The sequence below is a fragment of the Streptomyces sp. JNUCC 63 genome (assembly GCF_054366325.1).
In genome coordinates, this window is sequence record NZ_CM135963.1 from 2,798,363 (window position 1) to 2,817,562 (window position 19,200).

15 protein-coding genes are annotated in these 19,200 nt (G+C 71.7%); 7 read left to right on the forward strand and 8 right to left on the reverse strand.

Annotation, left to right across the window (positions count from 1 at the left end; translation table 11 throughout):
• Positions 1-629 precede the first annotated feature (629 nt).
• The gene (gene typA, locus ACX25U_RS12600) at positions 630-2,546 is read left to right on the forward strand and encodes a translational GTPase TypA (protein ID WP_454391578.1); all 1,917 of its coding nucleotides are present in this window, start codon (positions 630-632) and stop codon (positions 2,544-2,546) included.
• 94 nt (positions 2,547-2,640) lie between these two features.
• Here typA and ACX25U_RS12605 read toward each other — a convergent pair whose 3' ends face one another.
• Positions 2,641-4,884, reverse strand: a complete 2,244-nt coding sequence (locus ACX25U_RS12605; RefSeq protein ID WP_454394239.1) for an ABC transporter family substrate-binding protein — start codon at positions 4,882-4,884, stop codon at positions 2,641-2,643.
• A 368-nt stretch (positions 4,885-5,252) separates the two neighbouring features.
• Here ACX25U_RS12605 and ACX25U_RS12610 point away from each other — a divergent pair, with 368 nt between their 5' ends.
• Genes ACX25U_RS12610 through ACX25U_RS12625 form a run of 4 tightly spaced genes read left to right on the forward strand, consistent with a single transcriptional unit; the run spans position 5,253 to position 9,182 of the window.
• Positions 5,253-5,540, forward strand: a complete 288-nt coding sequence (locus ACX25U_RS12610; RefSeq protein WP_454391580.1) for a hypothetical protein — start codon at positions 5,253-5,255, stop codon at positions 5,538-5,540.
• 22 nt (positions 5,541-5,562) lie between these two features.
• A complete protein-coding gene (locus ACX25U_RS12615) occupies positions 5,563-6,399 on the forward strand; it encodes a hypothetical protein (protein ID WP_454391582.1) in 837 nt (278 codons plus the stop codon).
• 27 nt (positions 6,400-6,426) lie between these two features.
• Positions 6,427-8,415 carry a fumarate reductase/succinate dehydrogenase flavoprotein subunit gene (locus ACX25U_RS12620; protein WP_454391584.1) on the forward strand — a complete coding sequence of 663 codons (1,989 nt, stop codon included), beginning with the start codon at positions 6,427-6,429 and terminating at the stop codon, positions 8,413-8,415.
• Positions 8,412-9,182, forward strand: a complete 771-nt coding sequence (locus tag ACX25U_RS12625; protein ID WP_454391586.1) for a succinate dehydrogenase/fumarate reductase iron-sulfur subunit — start codon at positions 8,412-8,414, stop codon at positions 9,180-9,182. Before ACX25U_RS12620 ends, ACX25U_RS12625 begins: the two co-directional genes overlap by 4 nt.
• On the opposite strand, the gene ACX25U_RS12630 is transcribed toward ACX25U_RS12625, so the two are convergent.
• Both ACX25U_RS12630 and ACX25U_RS12635 read right to left on the reverse strand, forming a co-directional pair.
• Positions 9,179-9,490, reverse strand: a complete 312-nt coding sequence (locus ACX25U_RS12630; protein ID WP_454391587.1) for a hypothetical protein — start codon at positions 9,488-9,490, stop codon at positions 9,179-9,181. The genes ACX25U_RS12625 and ACX25U_RS12630 overlap by 4 nt on opposite strands.
• A gap of 28 nt (positions 9,491-9,518) precedes the next feature.
• The gene (locus ACX25U_RS12635; RefSeq protein WP_454391589.1) at positions 9,519-10,625 is read right to left on the reverse strand and encodes a hypothetical protein; all 1,107 of its coding nucleotides are present in this window, start codon (positions 10,623-10,625) and stop codon (positions 9,519-9,521) included.
• A gap of 95 nt (positions 10,626-10,720) precedes the next feature.
• On the opposite strand from ACX25U_RS12635, the gene ACX25U_RS12640 reads away from it, so the two are divergent.
• On the forward strand, positions 10,721-12,295 hold the full coding sequence (locus tag ACX25U_RS12640; protein WP_454391590.1) for a hypothetical protein: 1,575 nt from the start codon (positions 10,721-10,723) through the stop codon (positions 12,293-12,295).
• 278 nt (positions 12,296-12,573) lie between these two features.
• Here the strand turns inward: ACX25U_RS12640 and ACX25U_RS12645 are convergent, their stop codons facing one another.
• The 5 genes from ACX25U_RS12645 to ACX25U_RS12665 all read right to left on the reverse strand — a co-directional run bounded on the left by ACX25U_RS12645 (position 12,574) and on the right by ACX25U_RS12665 (position 17,815).
• Complete coding sequence (locus tag ACX25U_RS12645; RefSeq protein WP_454391592.1) at positions 12,574-15,186, reverse strand: SpoIIE family protein phosphatase; 2,613 nt, start codon at positions 15,184-15,186, stop codon at positions 12,574-12,576.
• Positions 15,187-15,449: 263 nt separating this feature from the next.
• Positions 15,450-15,878 (reverse strand): ATP-binding protein, encoded by a 429-nt coding sequence (locus ACX25U_RS12650; protein ID WP_454391594.1) that lies wholly within the window; start codon positions 15,876-15,878, stop codon positions 15,450-15,452.
• Between the two features lie 133 nt (positions 15,879-16,011).
• Positions 16,012-16,425 carry a (deoxy)nucleoside triphosphate pyrophosphohydrolase gene (locus ACX25U_RS12655; protein ID WP_454391596.1) on the reverse strand — a complete coding sequence of 138 codons (414 nt, stop codon included), beginning with the start codon at positions 16,423-16,425 and terminating at the stop codon, positions 16,012-16,014.
• 62 nt (positions 16,426-16,487) lie between these two features.
• Positions 16,488-16,679, reverse strand: coding sequence for an SPOR domain-containing protein (locus ACX25U_RS12660; RefSeq protein ID WP_454391598.1), 192 nt, complete (start codon positions 16,677-16,679; stop codon positions 16,488-16,490).
• 383 nt (positions 16,680-17,062) lie between these two features.
• Complete coding sequence (locus tag ACX25U_RS12665) at positions 17,063-17,815, reverse strand: GntR family transcriptional regulator (protein ID WP_454391600.1); 753 nt, start codon at positions 17,813-17,815, stop codon at positions 17,063-17,065.
• Between the two features lie 266 nt (positions 17,816-18,081).
• On the opposite strand from ACX25U_RS12665, the gene ACX25U_RS12670 reads away from it, so the two are divergent.
• Positions 18,082-19,188 (forward strand): pyridoxal-phosphate dependent enzyme, encoded by a 1,107-nt coding sequence (locus tag ACX25U_RS12670; RefSeq protein ID WP_454391602.1) that lies wholly within the window; start codon positions 18,082-18,084, stop codon positions 19,186-19,188.
• The last annotated feature ends 12 nt before the right edge of the window (positions 19,189-19,200 follow it).

Sequence of the window (19,200 nt, forward strand, 5' to 3'; positions counted from 1 at the left end):
CGCGCCTAACTATCTGCCATGGCTCACTGGCGGGCCACCGTCATTTGGTCTCGGTTCGATCACACCTGACGCCTACTTCTTCCAAAATCCGGACAAACGGTTTGGCGAAAGATCCCTGCGAAACGGACTTGTTACACAACTATCGGGGTCCGGTGTCCGAATAGCGGACAACTTGACAGGAAATCAGTTGCGCTCAGCGGCGGAATCGCACTCTCGACGCCGCGAGTGGGACGAACCGGGGCACACCCCACCGAGGGGTGCACACATTTGAGCCACCCTAGTGCCGCGGGGTCGCGGGCGCGATCGTCCGGGACACCCTCGGCCGTTCCATAGGGAAAACCCTGTACCACTTGCGGACACACCGCGGTCTTCCGGTAGGTCACGGACTTCGCGCGGCCGCCACGGCCGACATCGGCTTCCCGGTCGCCGCCTCCTCCCCGCTCCCCCCGGCCCCGCCCTCTCCCACGAGGCCGGGCGAGGTCGCCGACGGCCGGCGTCGGTCTGTGACGAGGGTCGCAGGACGGCACCCCGTACCATTGGGTGAGGCCGTGGCGTGTCCAGCCCGGCAGGGCCCGCGTAGCACCGACGTACGCGCAGGTCTTCCGCATATTTCGGGAGTACGCCTCACTATGACCGTGTCCAACACGCGTCACGACATTCGCAATGTCGCCATCGTCGCCCACGTAGACCACGGCAAGACCACCATCGTCGACGCCATGCTGAAGCAGGCCGGCGCCTTCGCCGCACACCAGCTCGACCAGGTCGACGAGCGCATGATGGACTCGAACGACCTGGAGCGTGAGAAGGGCATCACGATCCTCGCCAAGAACACGGCGGTGAAGTACCACCCCAAGGACGGCGGGGACCCCGTCACGATCAACATCATCGACACCCCCGGCCACGCCGACTTCGGCGGCGAGGTCGAGCGCGCCCTGTCGATGGTCGACGGCGTCGTCCTGCTCGTGGACTCCTCCGAGGGCCCGCTGCCGCAGACCCGCTTCGTGCTGCGCAAGGCCCTGCAGGCCCGCCTGCCCGTCATCCTCTGCATCAACAAGACGGACCGTCCCGACGCCCGGATCGACGAGGTCGTCAACGAGACGTACGACCTGTTCCTGGACGTGGACGCCGACGAGGACCAGATCGAGTTCCCGATCGTCTACGCCTGCGGCCGGGACGGCATCGCCTCGCTCACCAAGCCCCAGGACGGGACGGTTCCCGCCGACTCCACCAGCCTCGAGCCGTTCTTCTCCACGATCCTCGAGCACATCCCGGCGCCCACCTACGACGAGACCGCCCCCCTCCAGGCCCACGTCACCAACCTCGACGCGGACAACTTCCTCGGCCGCATCGCGCTGCTGCGCGTGGAGCAGGGCGAGCTGCGCAAGGGGCAGACGGTCGCCTGGATCAAGCGCGACGGCTCCGTGCAGAACGTGCGGATCTCCGAGCTGATGATGACCGAGGCGCTCACCCGCAAGCCCGCCGAGAAGGCCGGCCCCGGTGACATCTGCGCCGTCGCCGGCATCCCGGACATCATGATCGGCGAGACGCTCGCGGACACCGAGAACCCGGTCCCGCTGCCGCTGATCACGGTCGACGAGCCCGCGATCTCCATGACGATCGGCACCAACACCTCTCCGCTGGTCGGCCGCGGCGGCACCGGCAAGGGCGCCGACGCGAAGACCGCCGTCAAGGACCGCAAGGTCACCGCCCGCCAGGTCAAGGACCGCCTGGACCGCGAGCTCATCGGCAACGTGTCGCTGCGCGTGCTGGACACCGACCGCCCCGACGCCTGGGAGGTCCAGGGCCGCGGCGAGCTGGCGCTGGCCATCCTGGTGGAGACCATGCGCCGCGAGGGCTACGAGCTGACCGTCGGCAAGCCGCAGGTCGTCACCAAGGAGATCGACGGCAAGGTCCACGAGCCGGTCGAGCGGATGACGATCGACGTGCCCGAGGAGCACATGGGCGCCGTCACCCAGCTCATGGGCGTGCGCAAGGGCCGGATGGACAACATGTCCAACCACGGCTCCGGCTGGGTCCGCATGGAGTTCGTCGTCCCCTCCCGCGGCCTGATCGGCTTCCGCACCGAGTTCCTGACCCAGACCCGCGGCACGGGCATCGGCCACTCCATCCACGAGGGCTTCGAGCCCTGGTTCGGCACGCTGCAGACCCGTAACAACGGCTCCCTGGTCGCCGACCGCTCCGGTGCCGTCACCGCCTTCGCCATGACCAACCTCCAGGAGCGCGGTGTCCTCTTCGTGGAGCCGGGCACCGAGGTGTACGAGGGCATGATCGTCGGCGAGAACTCCCGCTCCGACGACATGGACGTCAACATCACCAAGGAGAAGAAGCTCACCAACATGCGGTCCTCGACCGCCGACGTGGCCGAGTCGATCGTCCCGCCGCGCAAGCTCTCCCTGGAGCAGTCGCTGGAGTTCTGCCGCGACGACGAGTGCGTCGAGGTGACCCCTGAGGCGGTCCGTATCCGCAAGGTCGTCCTCGACCAGCGCGAGCGCGCCCGCGCCGCGAGCCGCGCCAAGCACGCCTGACGCCGGCGGGCACACCTTCCTCGGCAGGCGCCGCTCACCGGAGCGGTGCCTGCCCCCGCGCCGGCGGGCCTCCGTCCTTCGGCTGCGCGCCGGTCTACCGTTTCAGGCCCTTCTTCAAGAAGCCCATGTCCTCGTAGACGGGCGTCTGGAAGCCGAAGGCGCCGATGTTCGCCAGGTTTTTGCGTACGGCCGTCAGCTGGGGACGCTGATAGAGGGGGATCGAGCCGGCGGCTGCCCAGATGCGGGAGTCGGCCTTGCGGAGCAGGCCGCGCTGCTCGTCCTCGTCCAGGGTGGCGACGGCCTGGTCGAAGAGCTGGTCGATCCGGTCGGTGCCGACGCGGGTGTAGTTCTGCTGGACGCTGAGGGAGCCGTCGGCGGCCGGGAGGGGCTTGGCGTAGATGGGGCGGGCGTCGGTGGCCGGGAAGGCGGAGGCGGGCCAGGAGTACAGCGCGAGGTCGTACTGGCCCGAGGCGATGTGGTCCCGGAAGTAGCTCTCGTCGGAGACCTTGCTGATCTCCGTGGCGATGCCGACCTTCCCCAGCATGGCCGTGATCCGGTCGGCGACCTTGCCCAGCGTGTCGGAGCCCGGTCCGGAGGGCAGCACGAAGCGGAGCGTGAGCGGCTTGCCGTCCTTGGCCAGCGGGCCGGAGACGGCGCCCGCCGCCGGCGCCGCGGTGCCCTTGGGGGCGTAGGCACCGGGCGCGCCGCCCGGCCTGAAGCGGTCGTCGGTGTACCGCCGGACGTCCTGGGCCAGCTGCTCGGCGCCGTCGTCCGCGCCGGCCTCCTCTCCGCCCGGCTCGCGCTGTTCCCGGCCGTCCTTGTCGCCCGGGCCCTCCTGCTTCCTGGCGGGTGCCTTGTTGTCCTCCACGTGGTCGTTCACGCCGACGACGTACGTACCGTCGCCGCTGTCCGAGGAGCCCTGTGCGCCGTGGCCCTCGGCGCCGGCCGCCTTCCCCTCCTTCTTCTTCTGATCCTTCTCCTTCTTGTCCTTGACCGGGCCGGGCACCCAGCCCGCGTCCGCGAGCAGGGCGCGGGCCTGGCCGGTGTCCTGGCCACCGAGGGCGTCGCTGCCGTCGGCGTAGGCGCTCTGGCCGGACAGGGCGAGGTGGCTGCCGACCGGGACCGCGGGCAGGCCGAGCGGCTTCAGGACGACTTCGGCGAGTTCCTTACGGTTCAGCGCGTGCGCCACGGCGTGACGGACCCGCTCGTCGGCCAGGGGGCCGCCCGAGCCGTTGAGGGCGAGCTGGGTATAGGCGGGCTCCAGCGACTTGCGCACCTGGATGTCACGCAGCGACTGCTGCTGCCGCAGGCGGGTGGTGAGCGACTTGCTCTCCTTCTTCAGGGCGCGCAGTTCCCGGTCGGTGCCCTCGCCCTGAGTGCCGTGCGCCAGCGCCCAGGAGCGCAGTGCCTTGGCGGCGGTGCGGCCGCCGGCCGGGCTCTGGAAGAGCGAGCCGCCCTGGGCTGCGGCGGCCTTGATCCGGGAGGCGTCGGCGGGGTCGACGTCGGCCACGTCCACGGAGCCGTCGGCGAGCGCCGCGGCCCGCTTGTCGCGCGGTACCTCGTGCAGCACGATCTCGGACAGCTTGGCCGGGCGGCCCCACCAGCGCGGGTTGCGGGCGAGGACGACGTCCTTGGCCTTGGCGTCGATCTTCTGCACGGTGAACGGGCCCGCGCTGACCTTCAGCTTCTTGCGGGCGCCGTCGTTGAAGGAGTTCGCGGCGCCCATCACGTCCTTCGGGTACAGCGGCGAGAACAGCGACCGCCAGTCGGCGTAGGGGCGGGCGAAGGTGACCCGGACCTCCAGGTCGCCGGCGCCGCGCTCGACCTTCTGGATGCGGTCGTAGCCGGCGTTGCGAGCGGTCCAGTACGCGGAGTCCTTGCCGGACAGGGCACGCCACTGGGCCGCGAAGTCGGCGGCGCCGATCTCGCGGCCGTCGCTCCAGACGGCCTGCTGGTTGAGCCGGTAGACGACGACCTGCTTGGGCTCGGTCTCCACCACCCGGGCGGACTCCAGGTAGTCCCCGTCGCGCTGCGGGCGGCCGCTCGCGTCCATCCGGAACATGGCCGGCAGCACCGCCTGGGCGATCCGGGTGGTGCCGGCGTCGGCGTCCGCCTGGAAGGTGTTCAGCGTCTGCGGCATCGCGTCCACGGCCCAGCGCAGCGTGCCCCCGTCGGCGACCTCGTGGCGGGCGGCGGGGGCGATGTCCTGTCCGGCCAGCGGCTTGCCGCCGTCGTCGTCGGAACCGCAGCCGGCCAGGAGGGGCATCGCGAGGACGCCCGCGGTCAGGAAGGCGGCCGAGCGCATGACCGCGCCGGACCCGACACCGTCGTAGGACATCTGTGCTACCTCCGTGGAGCCGCTGCCGCCGATGGCCCGGGTGGGAAATGTCACATTTGGCGGTATTTTGGTGCTCATCAGATCTACGGCCCACTGAAGAGGAAAGGGTTCGCCGGCCGGAGGCGACACGGCGGCGCGGGTCCGGAAGGCCACCCGCCCGGCGCAACACACGCCCCGGCACACACAGAACGCATTACCGAGCCGACACAGAGCGAACACAGAGCGCATGCGAGCGCGCACGAGGGACGTGCAATCCGCCAATCGCCGCACACCCCCTTCCCACCGCGAGGTGTGACGCGCAACACTCGCAGACGCATGAACGTCGCCACCCAGGGCCGCCGCACGGCCCGCGGAAGTGAGGTCACGTCATGTCCGTGCACGACGACCTGACATCGGTCCAGCGCGCCCTCGACGACCTGCTGCGGTCGGTGGGGCGGCTGGAGCAGCAGCTCTCCGGCGGGCTGGAGATACGCCGCGTACGCACCGACGCCGATCACCTGCGCGAGAGCGTCGCCCTGCTGCGCGAGGTCTCCCGGAGCCCCGCCGCCACGCAGACCCCCGCCCTCGTCACCATCTCCGACGCGCCCTACGACATCTCCCTGTGGACGGACTCGGACGACGAGGGTCTCGGCGCCCGCGACCGCCACGCCCCCTGACCCGACCGACCGGAGTCCTGCATTGGCCACTGGTACGGAACCCCCCGGCACAGAACCCCATACGCTCCGCGACGGCGTCCGCTCCCCGGCGCGCGCCGAGATCGCCGTCCCGCACCTGCGCACCGACCGCTGGTGGCTGGCGCCCGCCGCCACCGCGGCCGGTCTGTTCGCCTTCGTCGTGTACTCGACCTGGCGGGCCTTCGCGAACACGCACTACTACGCGGCCCCGTACGTCTCGCCGTTCTACTCGCCCTGCCTGGCGGAGAACTGCCGGACCATGCGCGCGGGCCCCAACTTCGACCTCTTCGGCAGTTGGTGGGTGATCTCCCCGGCGATCATCATCCTGGTCTTCCCACTGGGCTTCCGGCTGACCTGCTACTACTACCGAAAGGCCTACTACCGGGGCTTCTGGGCGTCCCCGCCGGCCTGCGCGGTCGCCGAGCCGCACAAGAAGTACACGGGCGAGACGCGCTTCCCGCTGATCCTGCAGAACGTCCACCGGTACTTCTTCTACGCGGCGATCCTGGTCGCCGGCGTGCTGACCTACGACACCGTGCTGGCCTTCCGCGACCAGCACTACCGCTGGGGCCACATGGGGCTCGGCACGCTCGTCTTCCTGGTCAACATCGTGCTGATCTGGGCGTACACGATCTCCTGCCACTCCTGCCGGCACATCGTGGGCGGGAAGCTCAGGCACTTCTCGAAGCATCCCGTGCGCTACCGCTTCTGGCAGTTCGTGAGCAGGCTCAACGCCCGCCACATGCAGTTGGCCTGGGCCTCGCTGTTCAGCGTGGCACTCGCCGACTTCTACGTGTTCCTGGTCGCCTCCGGCGCCTTCGACGATCCGCGCTTCTTCTGATGAGTTCTGAATGAGTGGGGCCTTGTGATGTCCGTGGTGGACCGGCAGGAGTGGGACGTCGTGGTGGTCGGCGCGGGCGGCGCCGGGCTGCGGGCCGCGATCGAGGCGCGTGAGCGCGGGGCGCGTACGGCGGTGATCTGCAAGTCGCTGTTCGGCAAGGCGCACACGGTGATGGCCGAGGGCGGCATCGCGGCGGCCATGGCCAACGCCAACGAGCACGACAACTGGCAGGTCCACTTCCGCGACACCATGCGCGGCGGCAAGTTCCTCAACCAGTGGCGGATGGCCGAGCTGCACGCGCAGGAGGCGCCGCAGCGGGTGTGGGAGCTGGAGACCTGGGGCGCGCTGTTCGACCGTACGAAGGACGGCCGGATCTCGCAGCGCAACTTCGGCGGGCACGAGTACCCGCGCCTGGCGCACGTCGGCGACCGCACCGGCCTGGAGCTGATCCGGACGCTGCAGCAGAAGGTGGTGTCGCTGCAGCAGGAGGACTTCAAGGAGACCGGGGACTACGAGTCCCGCCTGAAGGTCTTCCAGGAGTGCACGGTGACGCGGATCCTCAAGGACGGCGGGCGAAGCGAGACGGGAGTCCCCCCGGCCGAAGGCCGGGGGAGGGTCTCGGGAGTCTTCGCCTACGAGCGCGAGTCCGGCCGTTTCTTCGTACTGGAGGCGCCCGCGGTCGTGATCGCGACCGGCGGGATCGGCAAGTCCTTCAAGGTGACGTCGAACTCGTGGGAGTACACCGGCGACGGCCACGCCCTCGCGCTGCTCGCCGGGGCGCCGCTGCTGAACATGGAGTTCGTGCAGTTCCATCCGACGGGCATGGTCTGGCCGCCGTCGGTGAAGGGCATCCTCGTCACCGAGTCGGTGCGCGGCGACGGCGGGGTGCTGCGCAACTCCGAGGGCAAGCGGTTCATGTTCGACTACATCCCCGAGGTCTTCAAGGAGAAGTACGCCGAGTCGGAGGAGGAGGCGGACGGCTGGTACGAGGACCCGGACAACAACCGGCGCCCGCCGGAGCTGCTGCCCCGTGACGAGGTGGCCCGCGCGATCAACTCCGAGGTGAAGGAGGGCCGTGGCTCGCCGCACGGCGGGGTGTTCCTCGACGTGTCGACGCGGATGCCGGCGGAGGTCATCCGGCGGCGGCTGCCCTCGATGTACCACCAGTTCAAGGAACTGGCCGACGTGGACATCACGGCGGAGTCGATGGAGGTCGGGCCGACCTGCCACTACGTGATGGGCGGCATCGCGGTCGACTCGGACACGGCGGCCGCGCGCGGGGTGCCGGGGCTGTTCGCGGCCGGGGAGGTCGCGGGCGGCATGCACGGCTCCAACCGGCTCGGCGGCAACTCGCTGTCCGACCTGCTGGTCTTCGGGCGCCGGGCGGGCCTGCACGCGGCCGAGTACGCGCAGGGGGTGGCGTACGAGCGTCCGCCCGTGGACGACGCCCAGGTGGACGCGGCGGCGGCGGAGGCGCTGCGGCCGTTCTCGGCGGAGGAGGCGGAGGCCGGGGAGGAGGCGGTGACCGGAGCGCCGCCGGAGAACCCGTACACCCTGCACCAGGAGCTCCAGCAGACCATGAACGACCTGGTCGGCATCATCCGCCGCGAGGGCGAGATGGAGCAGGCCCTGAAGAAGCTCGGCGAGCTGCGGGTACGGGCCCGGCGGGCCGGGGTGGAGGGGCACCGGCAGTTCAACCCCGGCTGGCACCTCGCCCTGGACCTGCGGAACATGCTGCTGGTCAGCGAGTGCGTGGCGCGGGCCGCGCTGGAGCGCACGGAGTCGCGCGGCGGGCACACGCGCGAGGACTACCCGGCGATGGAGCGCGACTGGCGCCGGATCAACCTGCTGTGCCGGCTGACCGACCCGACGGGCGGCCTGGCGGCGACGGACCCGGTCCGCGGCCAGATCACCCTCACCCGGGAGACCACCGAACCCATCCGCCCCGACCTGCTCGCCCTCTTCGCGAAGGAGGAGCTGGTCAAGTACCTCGCCGAAGAGGAGCTGTACGAGTGAGCAGCTATGAGGCCCGCTTCAAGGTGTGGCGGGGTGACGCGCAGGGCGGCGGCCTGGAGGACTTCGAGGTCGAGGTCAACGACGGCGAGGTGGTGCTGGACATCATCCACCGCCTCCAGGCCACCCAGGCGCCGGACCTGGCCGTGCGCTGGAACTGCAAGGCGGGCAAGTGCGGTTCGTGCTCCGCGGAGATCAACGGGCGCCCGCGACTGATGTGCATGACGCGCATGTCGGCCTTCACCCGGGAGGAGACGATCACCGTCACTCCGCTGCGGACCTTCCCGGTGATCCGGGACCTGGTGACGGACGTCGGCTACAACTACACCAAGGCCCGCGAGGTCCCCGCCTTCGTCCCGCCGGCCGGTCTCGGTCCCGGCGAGTACCGCATGTTCCAGGAGGACGTGGACCGGCCGCAGGAGTTCCGCAAGTGCATCGAGTGCTTCCTGTGCCAGGACGTGTGTCATGTCGTACGCGACCACGAGGACAACAAGCAGGCGTACGCGGGCCCGCGCTTCCTGATGCGCGTCGCCGAACTCGACATGCACCCGCTCGACGCCGCCGCGGAGTCGGGTCTGGACCGCAAGCGCGCGGCCCAGGACGACCACGGCCTCGGCTACTGCAACATCACCAAGTGCTGCACGGAGGTCTGCCCCGAGGGCATCAGGATCACCGACAACGCGCTGATCCCGCTGAAGGAACGGGCGGTGGACCGCAAGTACGACCCGTTGGTGTGGCTGGGGTCGAAGATCCGGCGGCGGTCGTCCTAGCCGCGGTTCAGGGAGTCCGTGCGACCGGGGCGCTGGGACAGGATCTGCATGAACGCGCCCAGGAGGAACACGGCCAGGCCGACGACCCCGAGGTCGAAGTGGCTGGTCGGCCTGGTGCTGAGCGGGCCGAAGTACTGGAACGCGCCCATGCCGACGGCGGCGGTCAGCGTCCCGTACCCCCACAGCTGGGGCCGCAGAACCTTCTTCCGGCCGATCGGTGGCACCCATCCGGTGGTGATCCCCGCGATCCCGATCACGGCCCCCGCCGTGACGACCAGCACGACCCCCCACACCCATACCTCATGCATGCCGACCACCCTCCCACCAGAGCCGTGGTCATGACAGGCGAACCCAGCCTTCCCGGTACGCCGTCCAGTCGTCCTCCGTGGCGGCGAAGTCGACGTACAGCGCCACGCCGAAGCGCTCGCGGCCGGCGTCCGTGCGAGAGAGGCCGAGGCGGACGCCGCGGACGGCGGCGGGGACCGTTTCGGCGGAGGCGCGGTGGCCGAAGCGGTTGTCGTGGAAGAAGGGCAGGCCCATCAGCAGGTCGGTGGTGGGCGGGGTGGCCTCCAGGGCGAGGGAGGTCTGCTGGGCGACGTAGCCGCCGTACAGGCTCGGCAGGGGCTGCATGGTGTCGTACGACATCAGCGCGATCTGGTCGACGCGGCGGGCGACCTGGCCGAAGTACGCCTGCGACCACCACTTGGGGTGGTTGGTGAGCGTGCCCCACAGGGAGTGGAACGCGGGGAGCGGGTCGATCTGGTGGGCGGCGACGGACAGCGGAACGCCGTGGGCGCGGGTGACGGCGCGCAGGTCGTCGAGGAGGTCGAGGTAGTGGCGGTCGCCGGAGTGCAGCGGCTCCAGGTCGAAGTGGGCGCCGTCGAAGCCGGCCGCCAGGATCTCGCGGGTGGAGGCGACCACGGCGGCGCGCGTCGCGGCCCGCTCCAGCCGCATCCCGTCGGGGCTCTCGGTGGCCAGCACGTCGCCGAGCCACGCCTGCACCCGGACGCCGGGCAACGCCCGGTGCACAGCGGGTATCAGCCAACCGGCCTTGGAGTACGCCGACCCGGGCAGGGTGCCGTCGTGTTCGAGGGGGCCCGCGTGCACGTACAGGTCACGGATGCCGGTACCGCGGAGCCGGCGGGCGAGGGCCTGGACGTCGGCGTCCTTCTTCCGCCCGTCCACCCAGGCGTGGCCGAGCCAGATCGCGTCCTGGCCCCTGGTGTGTGTGCCGTCGGCGGGGTCGCCCGTGTAGTTCACCCGGAGGGCGGTCTCGGCGGCGAGGAGGGAGAGGACCGGCAGCAGGACGAGGGCGAGGGCGGTGCGGAGGGCCCGGCGGAGGCGGCGGCGCCGGCTTCGGCGGGGCGGGGTCTCGGGGTTGTGCCGGCCGGTGTCGGAGCGTGCCGTGTCCGTGGTGTTCTCCGTGCCGGTGGTGTCTTCCATGCCGGGGTCCCCTCCCGCGTCGCCGTGTCCCGCCCACCCCACCACTGACGCAGCCCCGGTCGCCTGCCCGGCCGAGTGGTCATACGCTCCGAAACATGACGTCATCCCTGTTCCGGACGGCCGGGCCGCGGCGTGCGACCCCGCGCCTGGCCGTGCGGGTGGTGCGCGCCGTGCTGGGCGGCACGGCGGGGCTCGTGTGGCTGGTGCTTCCCGCGATGACGATCAACAGCGGCTTCGCGGTTGCACTCCCCCGGGCCGGTCCGGTGACCGCCGCCGCACCGCGGCAGGACGAGACCTCGGTGGGCTACCTCGCCCTGCCGCTCGTCGTCGTGGTGGCGGCGGTCGTGCTCGCCGGGTACGGGTACGTACGGCGGACCCGGCGGGCGAGGACCCGTACGACTCCCGGCGGCGGCCCGACCGCGCCGTCCCCGTCGCCGTCCGACGAACTTGACGAGCGGTCACGGGAGTTGCTCGTCCAGGCGGACGACTGGGTGCGCACCAGCGACGAGGAGCTCGGCTTCGCCGAGGCCCGGTCCGGCGCGGCGGCCGTCGAACCCTTCGCGCAGGCGGTGCGGGAGGCGAGGGCGGAGCTGACGGCCGCCTTCCGGATGCGTCTGCGGTACGACCACGGCCTCCCGGAGGACCCGGCGGCCCGGCGGCAGGCGCTGGCCGGCATGGTCGGGCGCTGCGAGGAGGCCGGCCGGCTGCTGGACGCGGCGGCCGACGGGTTCGACGAACTGCGCGGCCTGGACCGGGACATCGGCGGGGCGCTGGAGGTGGCGGAGGCACGGTTCCGGGAGCTGACGGCCCGGACGACGGCGGCCGAAGCGGTGCTGGCCGGTCTCGCCCAGCGATACGCCCCCTCCGCCGCGGAACACATCACGGGATACGCGGAACAGGCCAAGGACCGCCTGATGTTCGCCACCGCCCGTCTCAACCAGGCCCGCCAGGAGGCGGACCTGGGCGAGAGCGGACAAGCGGCAGGACAACTGCGCGCCGCCGAGGGCGCCGTGGCCCAGGCAGCCGTGTTCCTCGACGGCGTCGAACGGCTCGCCGCCGAGCTGGACGAGGCCGCGGCGATGGTTCCGGCCGCGCTCAGCGGGGCGGAGGCGGAGAGAGCCGGCACCGCGGACCGGCTCACGGACGTACCGGCTGGTGAGACACGGGCCCGGACCCTGCACGCCGACGCCGTACTGGCCTCCGTACGGCAGGAGCTGACCTCCGGGCGGCCGTACGACCCGCTGGACGTCCTGCGCCGGATCGTCCGGGCGACGGCGCCGCCGGCCACGGGACGTACCGGCGTGCTGTCCGCCGCCGCCCTGCTCACCGCCCGCGGCGCCACCGCCGCCGCGGCCGACTTCGTCACGACGCACCGGGGTGCGGTGGGTGCCACGGCCCGCACCCTGCTGGCGGAGGCCGAACGCCTCCTCGCCGCCCGGACCCCCGCCGACGTCCCGCACACCGACACCCTCGCCCGCGAGGCCCGGGACCACGCCGAACAGGACGTCCGCACCCACGGAAACCCGTACGCCGAAGCGGACACCCGCACCCCCGGAACCGTCGGAGCCGTCCTCGGCGGAATCCTGCTCCCCGGCCCCTCCCCCATCGCCACCCCGCCGAGCTTCGGCGGCCCCGTCACTCGCGCCCGCCGCACCACCCGACTCGCCTGACGCCTCGTGAACCCATTTACATGATGATGGGTTCACGACACGGGTCGGTTCGGTCCGGCAGTGCGGGCGAACGGGGCAACGAGACGTGATCAATCCGGGGAGATTACGCAGTTCACCGGCAACCAGCCGCAGCTGGAGAAGGACTGCGCCGACCTGAAGGCGGACGCGGGCCATGTCCGGGACACCGGCCAGGGCCACCCTCACCTTCCCGGCCGGAGCCTTCACCACATTCGTGGACGCGCTGAAGAATCGCTCCGCCCCGGGACAGAACAGCTGTGTCAGAACATACTCAGCAGCGCCTCCGCCGGATCCGCGAGGACGTTCTCGCCGTCCGGGAGCGGGAGTTCGAACCAGACCGTCTTGCCGTGCGGGGTGCGGCGTGAGCCCCAGGCCGCGCTGAGGAGGCCGACGAGTTGGAGGCCGCGGCCGCCCTCGTCGGTGTCGCGGGCGCGGCGGCGACGGGGCTGGACGAGGCCGGAGTCCCAGACCTCGCAGACCAGGGTGCGGTCGAGGAGGAGACGGAGCCTGATCTCGCCCTCGCCGTAGCGCAGGGCGTTGGTGACCAGTTCGCTGACGAGGAGTTCGGTGGTGTCGACCAGCGGCTCGAGGTCCCAGGCGGTCAGCTGGGCGCGGGCGTACTCGCGGGCGCGGCCGACGCTGCGGGGTTCGCGCGGCAAGGTCCAGTCGCCGACGGACTCGGTGGGCAGGCCCTGGACACGGGCCATCAGCAGCGCGATGTCGTCCTCGCGGTGGTGGGAGTCGAGGGTGTTGAGGACGTGGTCGCACACGTCCTCCAGGGGGCGGGCCGGGTCCGTGAGGGCGCCGACGAAGGCCTGCAGGCCCTCGTCCAGGGGGTGGTCGCGGGATTCGACCAGGCCGTCCGTGTAGAGGGCGAGGAGGGCGCCCTCGGGAAGTTCCACCTCCACCTCCTCGAAGGGTTCGCCGCCCACTCCGAGTGGCATCCCGGGCGGTACGTCCAGCATCAGGGCGGACTCGCCGGGTTCGACCAGCACGGGGGGCAGATGGCCCGCGTTGGCGAAGGTGCACCGGCGTGTGACCGAGTCGTAGACCGCGTAGATGCACGTCGCCAGGTACACCTCGGAGAGGTCGGCCTCTCGGGGACGGCGGGCCGCGCGGGTGGCCTGCTGGACGCCGCCGGGGGCGCCCAGGCCGCGGGCGATCTCGTCCAGTTGGGAGAGGACTTCGGCCGGTTCGAGGTCCAGCAGGGCCAGGGTGCGCACCGCCGTGCGCAGTTCACCCATGGCGACGGCGGCGCGCAGGCCGCGGCCCATGACGTCGCCGACGACCAACGCGGTGCGGTGGCCGGGGAGTTCGATGACGTCGAACCAGTCGCCGCCGACCTCGCTGGGCCGGCCGGTGGCCGCGCTGCCGGGCAGGTAGCGGCAGGCGATGTCGAGGCCGGAGGCCTCGGGGTCGCCGGGCGGGAGCAGGGAGCGCTGCAGTATCAGCGCGCGTTCGTGCTCGCGCCGGTACAGGCGGGCGTTGTCGATGTTCACGGCGGCGCGCGCGGCGAGTTCCACGGCGAGGGCGCGGTCGCGTTCGCCGAACGGCTCGCTGCCCTTGGCCCGGGCGAACTGCGCGAGTCCTACGACGGTGTCCTGGGCGACCATCGGAACGGCCAGCGTGGACTGCACCAGGCCGCCGTCCTCGCCGGGCACGGTCACCGGGCGGGCGGTGCGCAGGGCGTCCGCGCAGGGCGAGTTGAAGGGGTAGTGGTGGACGGCGCCGAGCTCGACGGACGCCCCCGTACCGCTGAGCGGCGCGTCGGAGACGGCGCTGGCGAAGGCGACGCGGCGCAGTTCGGCGCTACCGTCGGCGAGTCCGGGCGGGGTCTCGTCGCCGGCCAGCAGGCCCTGGTAGAGGTCGACGGTGGCCAGGTCGCAGAAGCCGGGGACCACGACGTCGAGGAGCTGGCGCGCGGTGGTCTCCAGGTCGAGGGAGTTGCCGATGCGGGCGCCGGCGTCGTTGAGGAGGGCGAGATTGCGCCGTGCGGCGGCGGCCTCGCGGGCGGCGGCGCGGCGGGCGGTGATGTCGATTCCGAGCCAGGCGATGCCGATGGGACTGCCGCTTCCGCCGTGGACGCGGTAGAGGTTGACGGACCAGTGGCGGCGCTCGTCCGAGCCGGGCACGAAGCCGGTGACGTGCAGGTCGGTGACGGCATCGCCGCTGCCCAGCACCCGGCGCAGGGTGGCGGCGACCCGCTCGGCCTCGCCGCGCGGCAGGTAGTCGTGCACGCCCTTGCCGCGGTGGTCGTCCGGCGTGCCGCCGAAGATGGACGCGAACCGCTCGTTGGCGCGACGGACCTTCAGGTCGGTGTCGATGAACAGGAAACCGAAGGGGGATTGACCGAAAATCGCCTGCGAGGCGGCGAGATCGGTCTCGATACGCCGTAGGGTGCGGACGTCGACGACGGTGCACACGGCGGCCTTGTCGCCCTCGGCCGTCCGGGTGGGCATCACGTAGACCTCGGCGAGCCCCTCCTCGCCGCGCTGTCCGGCCTCGTCGTCGGGGACCCGGAAGGGGACCACGCCGGTCCACTCCCGCCCGTCGAGGATCTCGGCCATCTTGCGCTGGCCCTGTTCGCGCAGGTCGGGGTCGACGAAGGCCTCGATGGGGTCCATTCCGACAGCGCGTTCGGCGGGGATGCCGAAGAGCTGCTCGGCGCGCAGGCTCCACTGGTCGACGAGGCCGTCGGGGCCGATGGAGAAGGAGGCGACCTTGATGTAGTCGTACATCGAGCCGGGCGGACTGCTCTGCCACATCGCGTCCGCGGGCGGAGCCTCTTCGGCACTGCCGCCGCCCGCGGACTTCGTCCTCGCGCCGTCCGACGGGTCCTCGGACTCCGTGGCCTTCGCTGGTATCTCGCTCACGCGAACCGTCCCCTCCAGCTCACCGCGTCCGGCACCGGTCACCGGGTGCGGCTGCCCGCAGTATCCAGCACTACGGCGCCGCGCAACACGGTGTTCACGATCACAGGACCATCCCGATGCTTTTCGGTCCGGCCTGCGACAACACCAACAGTCTTCTAACCAGGCAGGACCCCGCCGAATCCCGCTCGCGCACAACCGTCACCGGCCCGCTGTGGTCGCTCGACAGCGCCGTCGGGCGTGTACAACCCCGGCGCCACCCCTGCTCACCCCGGTACCGCGAGTTCGAACCAGACCGTTTTGCCGCCTTCGTCCGGCCGGGTTCCCCAGCGGCGGGAGGCGGAGGCGACCAGTTGCAGGCCGCGCCCGCTCTCGTCGTCGGGGCGGGCCGGGCGCTCGTGGGGCGGATCGGGCAACGGGTCGGAGACCTCGACGAGCAGCACCCTCGGCAGGCCCACGGGGCGCAGCAGCCGGACGCCGATGGGACCGGTGGCATGCCGCAGGGAGTTGGTGACCAGTTCGCTCACCAGCAGGGCCGCGGTGTCGCCGAGCGATTCGAGGTCCCAGCTGCGCAACTGGCCGCGGACGGCGGCACGGGCCGTGCGCACCGCGCCGGGATCCGCGGAAAAGGTCCACTCGGCGCCGTGCCCATCGGTGTCGATCACGCCGATCACTTCCCAGGCCAGCGAGCCCACCCATGTCCGGTTTCATGGGGTTAATGGGCACATACCCGGTATCCGGGTACCAGTACCGCCCACGTCGGCGCACTCTGGTGCGCCCTACGCCTCCTGTGCCACGCGGACTTTGACGGTCCGATCGGGGTGCACCTCACGCCCGCGGACCGGCACCGAGGCGGGCGAGGATCTGCCGTACGGCGGGTACGTCCTGCTCCAGCCAGGGAACGGTCCAGATCTCGGCCGGCGCGAGCCAGCGCAGCTCGTCGTGGTCCTGCAGCGGCTCGGGCCCGGCGGACCCGGGCCGCAGCCGCGCGGTCCACACCCGCAGCTCGTACGGCGCCCTCAGCGGCCAGCTGCCCGGAACCCGCTCGACGACCTCGGCCTCGACGCCCAGCTCCTCGCGCAGCTCACGCACGAGGGCACCCTCGGGACGTTCGCCGGGCTCCACCTTGCCGCCGGGCAGCTCCCAGCGTCCGGCCAGCTCGGGGGGCGCGCTGCGGCGGGCGGCGAGCAGGCGGTCGCCGTCGAGCAGGGCGGCGCCCACCACCACGATCCGTTCGGTCATGCGCCGGAGCCTACGGGAGCGGGGGCGAGGGCGGCGAAGGGGTCGCCGTCGCCCGAAGGAGGTCAGTCGTCGCCCGCGCCGCCGCCGTGCCGGCCGACGCGTTCGACCCAGTACAGATGGGTGTCCGGGCCGTCGAGGCTGTCCGCGATCTTCTGGGCCTCGGCGCGGGTGGCGTACCTGCCCACGCTGTACCGATTGCCGTTGTCGTCCTGGCGGACGACGTGCCAGGGAAGGGTGATCGTGCCGTCGTTCATCGCGTCCCACTTCTCCTTCCCGCCCCTGCGCGCCCGGCCTCCGGCCCCCACCGCACCCCGCCCGTCGAGGAAACCGCGATCCGCATATGCCTGAGCCTACGCCTAACCTTCACGCAGCGAATACGACTTTTCACAAAGAGGTAGGCAACCGGCCAGTAAGGGAACCGCGCCTCTGGGGCGCACGGAGGCGAACGCGCCCTGCGAGTGCCCCGGCACGTCCGCTCGGAGGCATACCACGACCGCAGGGGCGACCTGCGAAAACGGCCGGAATACAGCGCCCGCGCGGGGCGGCGTGGAAGACGGGCCCGTGGAGCGGATGTCCCGGGGGCGCGCACCACGGCGCGGATCAGCGCACCGGTGGTGACATCAGCCCCGGCACGCACCTACTTCACCGGCAGGTGGTACGCCACCCGGTAGCGGTCGGCGGGGATCACGACGTCCGCCGTCTCCACGGGGCGACCGGAGGCGTAGAAAGTGCGCTGGACGACCACCACCACATGGCCGGGGACGCCGCCGAGGACGAGCAGTTCCTCGGCGAGGCCGGGGCGGGCGCCGACCTCCTCGGTGACGTTGTCGACGATGACGTCGATGGCGCGCATGCGCTCGACGACGCCCATGCCGCCGAGCGGACCCTCCTCGGGGAGCATCACGGGGGTGCGGCCGGTGAGGGCGAGCGGCTCCCAGGAGGTGGAGAGCATCATCGCCTCGCCGGTGTCCCGGAACACGTACCTGGTGCGCATCACGCGGTCGCCGGGTTTGATGCCGAGCCGCTCGGCGACCGCGCCGCTCGCCTCGGTCTGCGCACTGCTGGACTCCCAGGTGCCGCGCGCCTCGACGGCCGCCTGCTCCTGCCGGAACGGGGTCGCGCCGCCGGCCGGGCGGAATCCGGAGCGGGCGACGCGGCGCGGCACGGGCCGCTCGCGCACGTACGTCCCCGAGCCGGAGCGGCCCTCGACCAGGCCCTCGGCCATCAGCACCTTGCGGGCCTCGAGGGCGACCGTGTCCGAGACGCCGTACTCCTCGCGGATCCTGGCCTGGGAGGGCAGACGGGTGTGCGGTGGCAGCAGACCGTCGACGATCTTCTTGCGGAGATCACCCGCGACACGCAGATACGCCGGCTGCTCACCGAAAGTCACTGGCCGCTCCCATCAGGTTGTACAGACAGCAACAGCCTGGCAACCGTGGGTTGTACTTGCAAGCAAAGGCCAGAGAATCACTCGATGTGATGACTTCTGGAAGCCGAGCGTCGCACCCAGGCACTTTCTTCCCGCTCTGGCCGCCGTCACGCCTCTGCGCCGGTCAGCGGACGGACGGCCCGCCCCAGAGCCTTGCGCGGGGTGACGGACGTGTCGTACGGCGCTCATGACGCAGCGTCGGCGAACAGCGCCCGTAACCTGCGGACATGACACCTCTGCCGGATCGTTACTGCCCCACGGACGGCGTCCGCGTCCCCGGCGACTCCCTCGCCTGGTGCTGTCCGTCCTGCCACGGCCCCCTGGACCTCGACTTCGCCCCCATCCCGGCGCCCCTGAAGTCCCTCACCGGACGGGTCAACTCCCTGTGGCGTTACGCCGAGACGCTGCCCCTGCCGGCTCCCACCGTGTCCCTCGGCGAGGGCCGCACGCCGCTCGTGGCGCTGACCGACGAGGTCTCGGCGAAGCTGGACTTCCTGATGCCGACGCTGTCCTTCAAGGACCGGGGCGCGGTGATGCTGGCCGAGGTCGGGCTGCGCGCCGGTCCGCGCCGGGTGGTCGCGGACAGCAGCGGCAACGCGGGCACGGCGATCGCCGCGTACTGCGCCCGCGCGCGGCTGCCCTGCACGGTGTACGTCCCGCTGGGCACATCGGCGAAGAAGCTGGAGCAGATCGAGGCGCACGGCGCCCGGCTGGAGGTGGTCGACGGCGACCGCGAGGCGGCGGGCCGGGCAGCGCGGCGGGCGGCGGACGAGCCGGACACGTTCTACGCCTCGCACGTCTACAACCCGTACTTCCTGCACGGCACCAAGACCTACGTCCACGAACTGTGGGAGGACCTCGGCGGGCGCCTGCCGGAGGTCCTGGTCCTGCCGGTGGGCAACGGCACCCTGCTCCTGGGCGCCGCGCTGGCGATCGCCGAGCTGTACAAGGCCGGTCTGCTGAACCGGCGCCCGGCGCTGTGGGCGGTGCAGGCCGCGGCGGTCGCCCCGCTCGCCCATGCCTGGGAGCAGGGCGCGGAGGATCTGACGGGTACGACCACCGTGGCCCCGACCCACGCCGAGGGCATCGCCGTCCCCCGCCCGCCCCGCGCCCGCCAGATCCTGCGCGCGGTACGCGACTCGGGCGGCACCTTCCTCACCGTGACGGAGGACCAGATCCGCCACGCCCAGACGGACCTGGCCTCCCGCGGCCTCTACGTCGAGTCGACGGGCGTGGTCTGCTGGGCGGCGATCCGGGAGACAGCCCTCGGCGGCAAGTCGGCGGTGGTGCCGCTGTGCGGCGCGGGCCTGAAGTCGGGGCTGGCCCGGCAGTAGCCGAGCCGCCGC

Bases quoted from the DNA above. Each gene is read 5' to 3' on its own strand.
- typA (WP_454391578.1), top strand. From the start codon at position 630: ATGACCGTGTCCAACACGCGTCACGACATTCGCAATGTCGCCATCGTC.
- ACX25U_RS12605 (WP_454394239.1), bottom strand. From the start codon at position 4,884: ATGTCCTACGACGGTGTCGGGTCCGGCGCGGTCATGCGCTCGGCCGCC.
- ACX25U_RS12610 (WP_454391580.1), top strand. From the start codon at position 5,253: ATGTCCGTGCACGACGACCTGACATCGGTCCAGCGCGCCCTCGACGAC.
- ACX25U_RS12620 (WP_454391584.1), top strand. From the start codon at position 6,427: ATGTCCGTGGTGGACCGGCAGGAGTGGGACGTCGTGGTGGTCGGCGCG.
- ACX25U_RS12630 (WP_454391587.1), bottom strand. From the start codon at position 9,490: ATGCATGAGGTATGGGTGTGGGGGGTCGTGCTGGTCGTCACGGCGGGG.
- ACX25U_RS12635 (WP_454391589.1), bottom strand. From the start codon at position 10,625: ATGGAAGACACCACCGGCACGGAGAACACCACGGACACGGCACGCTCC.
- ACX25U_RS12640 (WP_454391590.1), top strand. From the start codon at position 10,721: ATGACGTCATCCCTGTTCCGGACGGCCGGGCCGCGGCGTGCGACCCCG.
- ACX25U_RS12655 (WP_454391596.1), bottom strand. From the start codon at position 16,425: ATGACCGAACGGATCGTGGTGGTGGGCGCCGCCCTGCTCGACGGCGAC.
- ACX25U_RS12660 (WP_454391598.1), bottom strand. From the start codon at position 16,679: ATGAACGACGGCACGATCACCCTTCCCTGGCACGTCGTCCGCCAGGAC.
- ACX25U_RS12670 (WP_454391602.1), top strand. From the start codon at position 18,082: ATGACACCTCTGCCGGATCGTTACTGCCCCACGGACGGCGTCCGCGTC.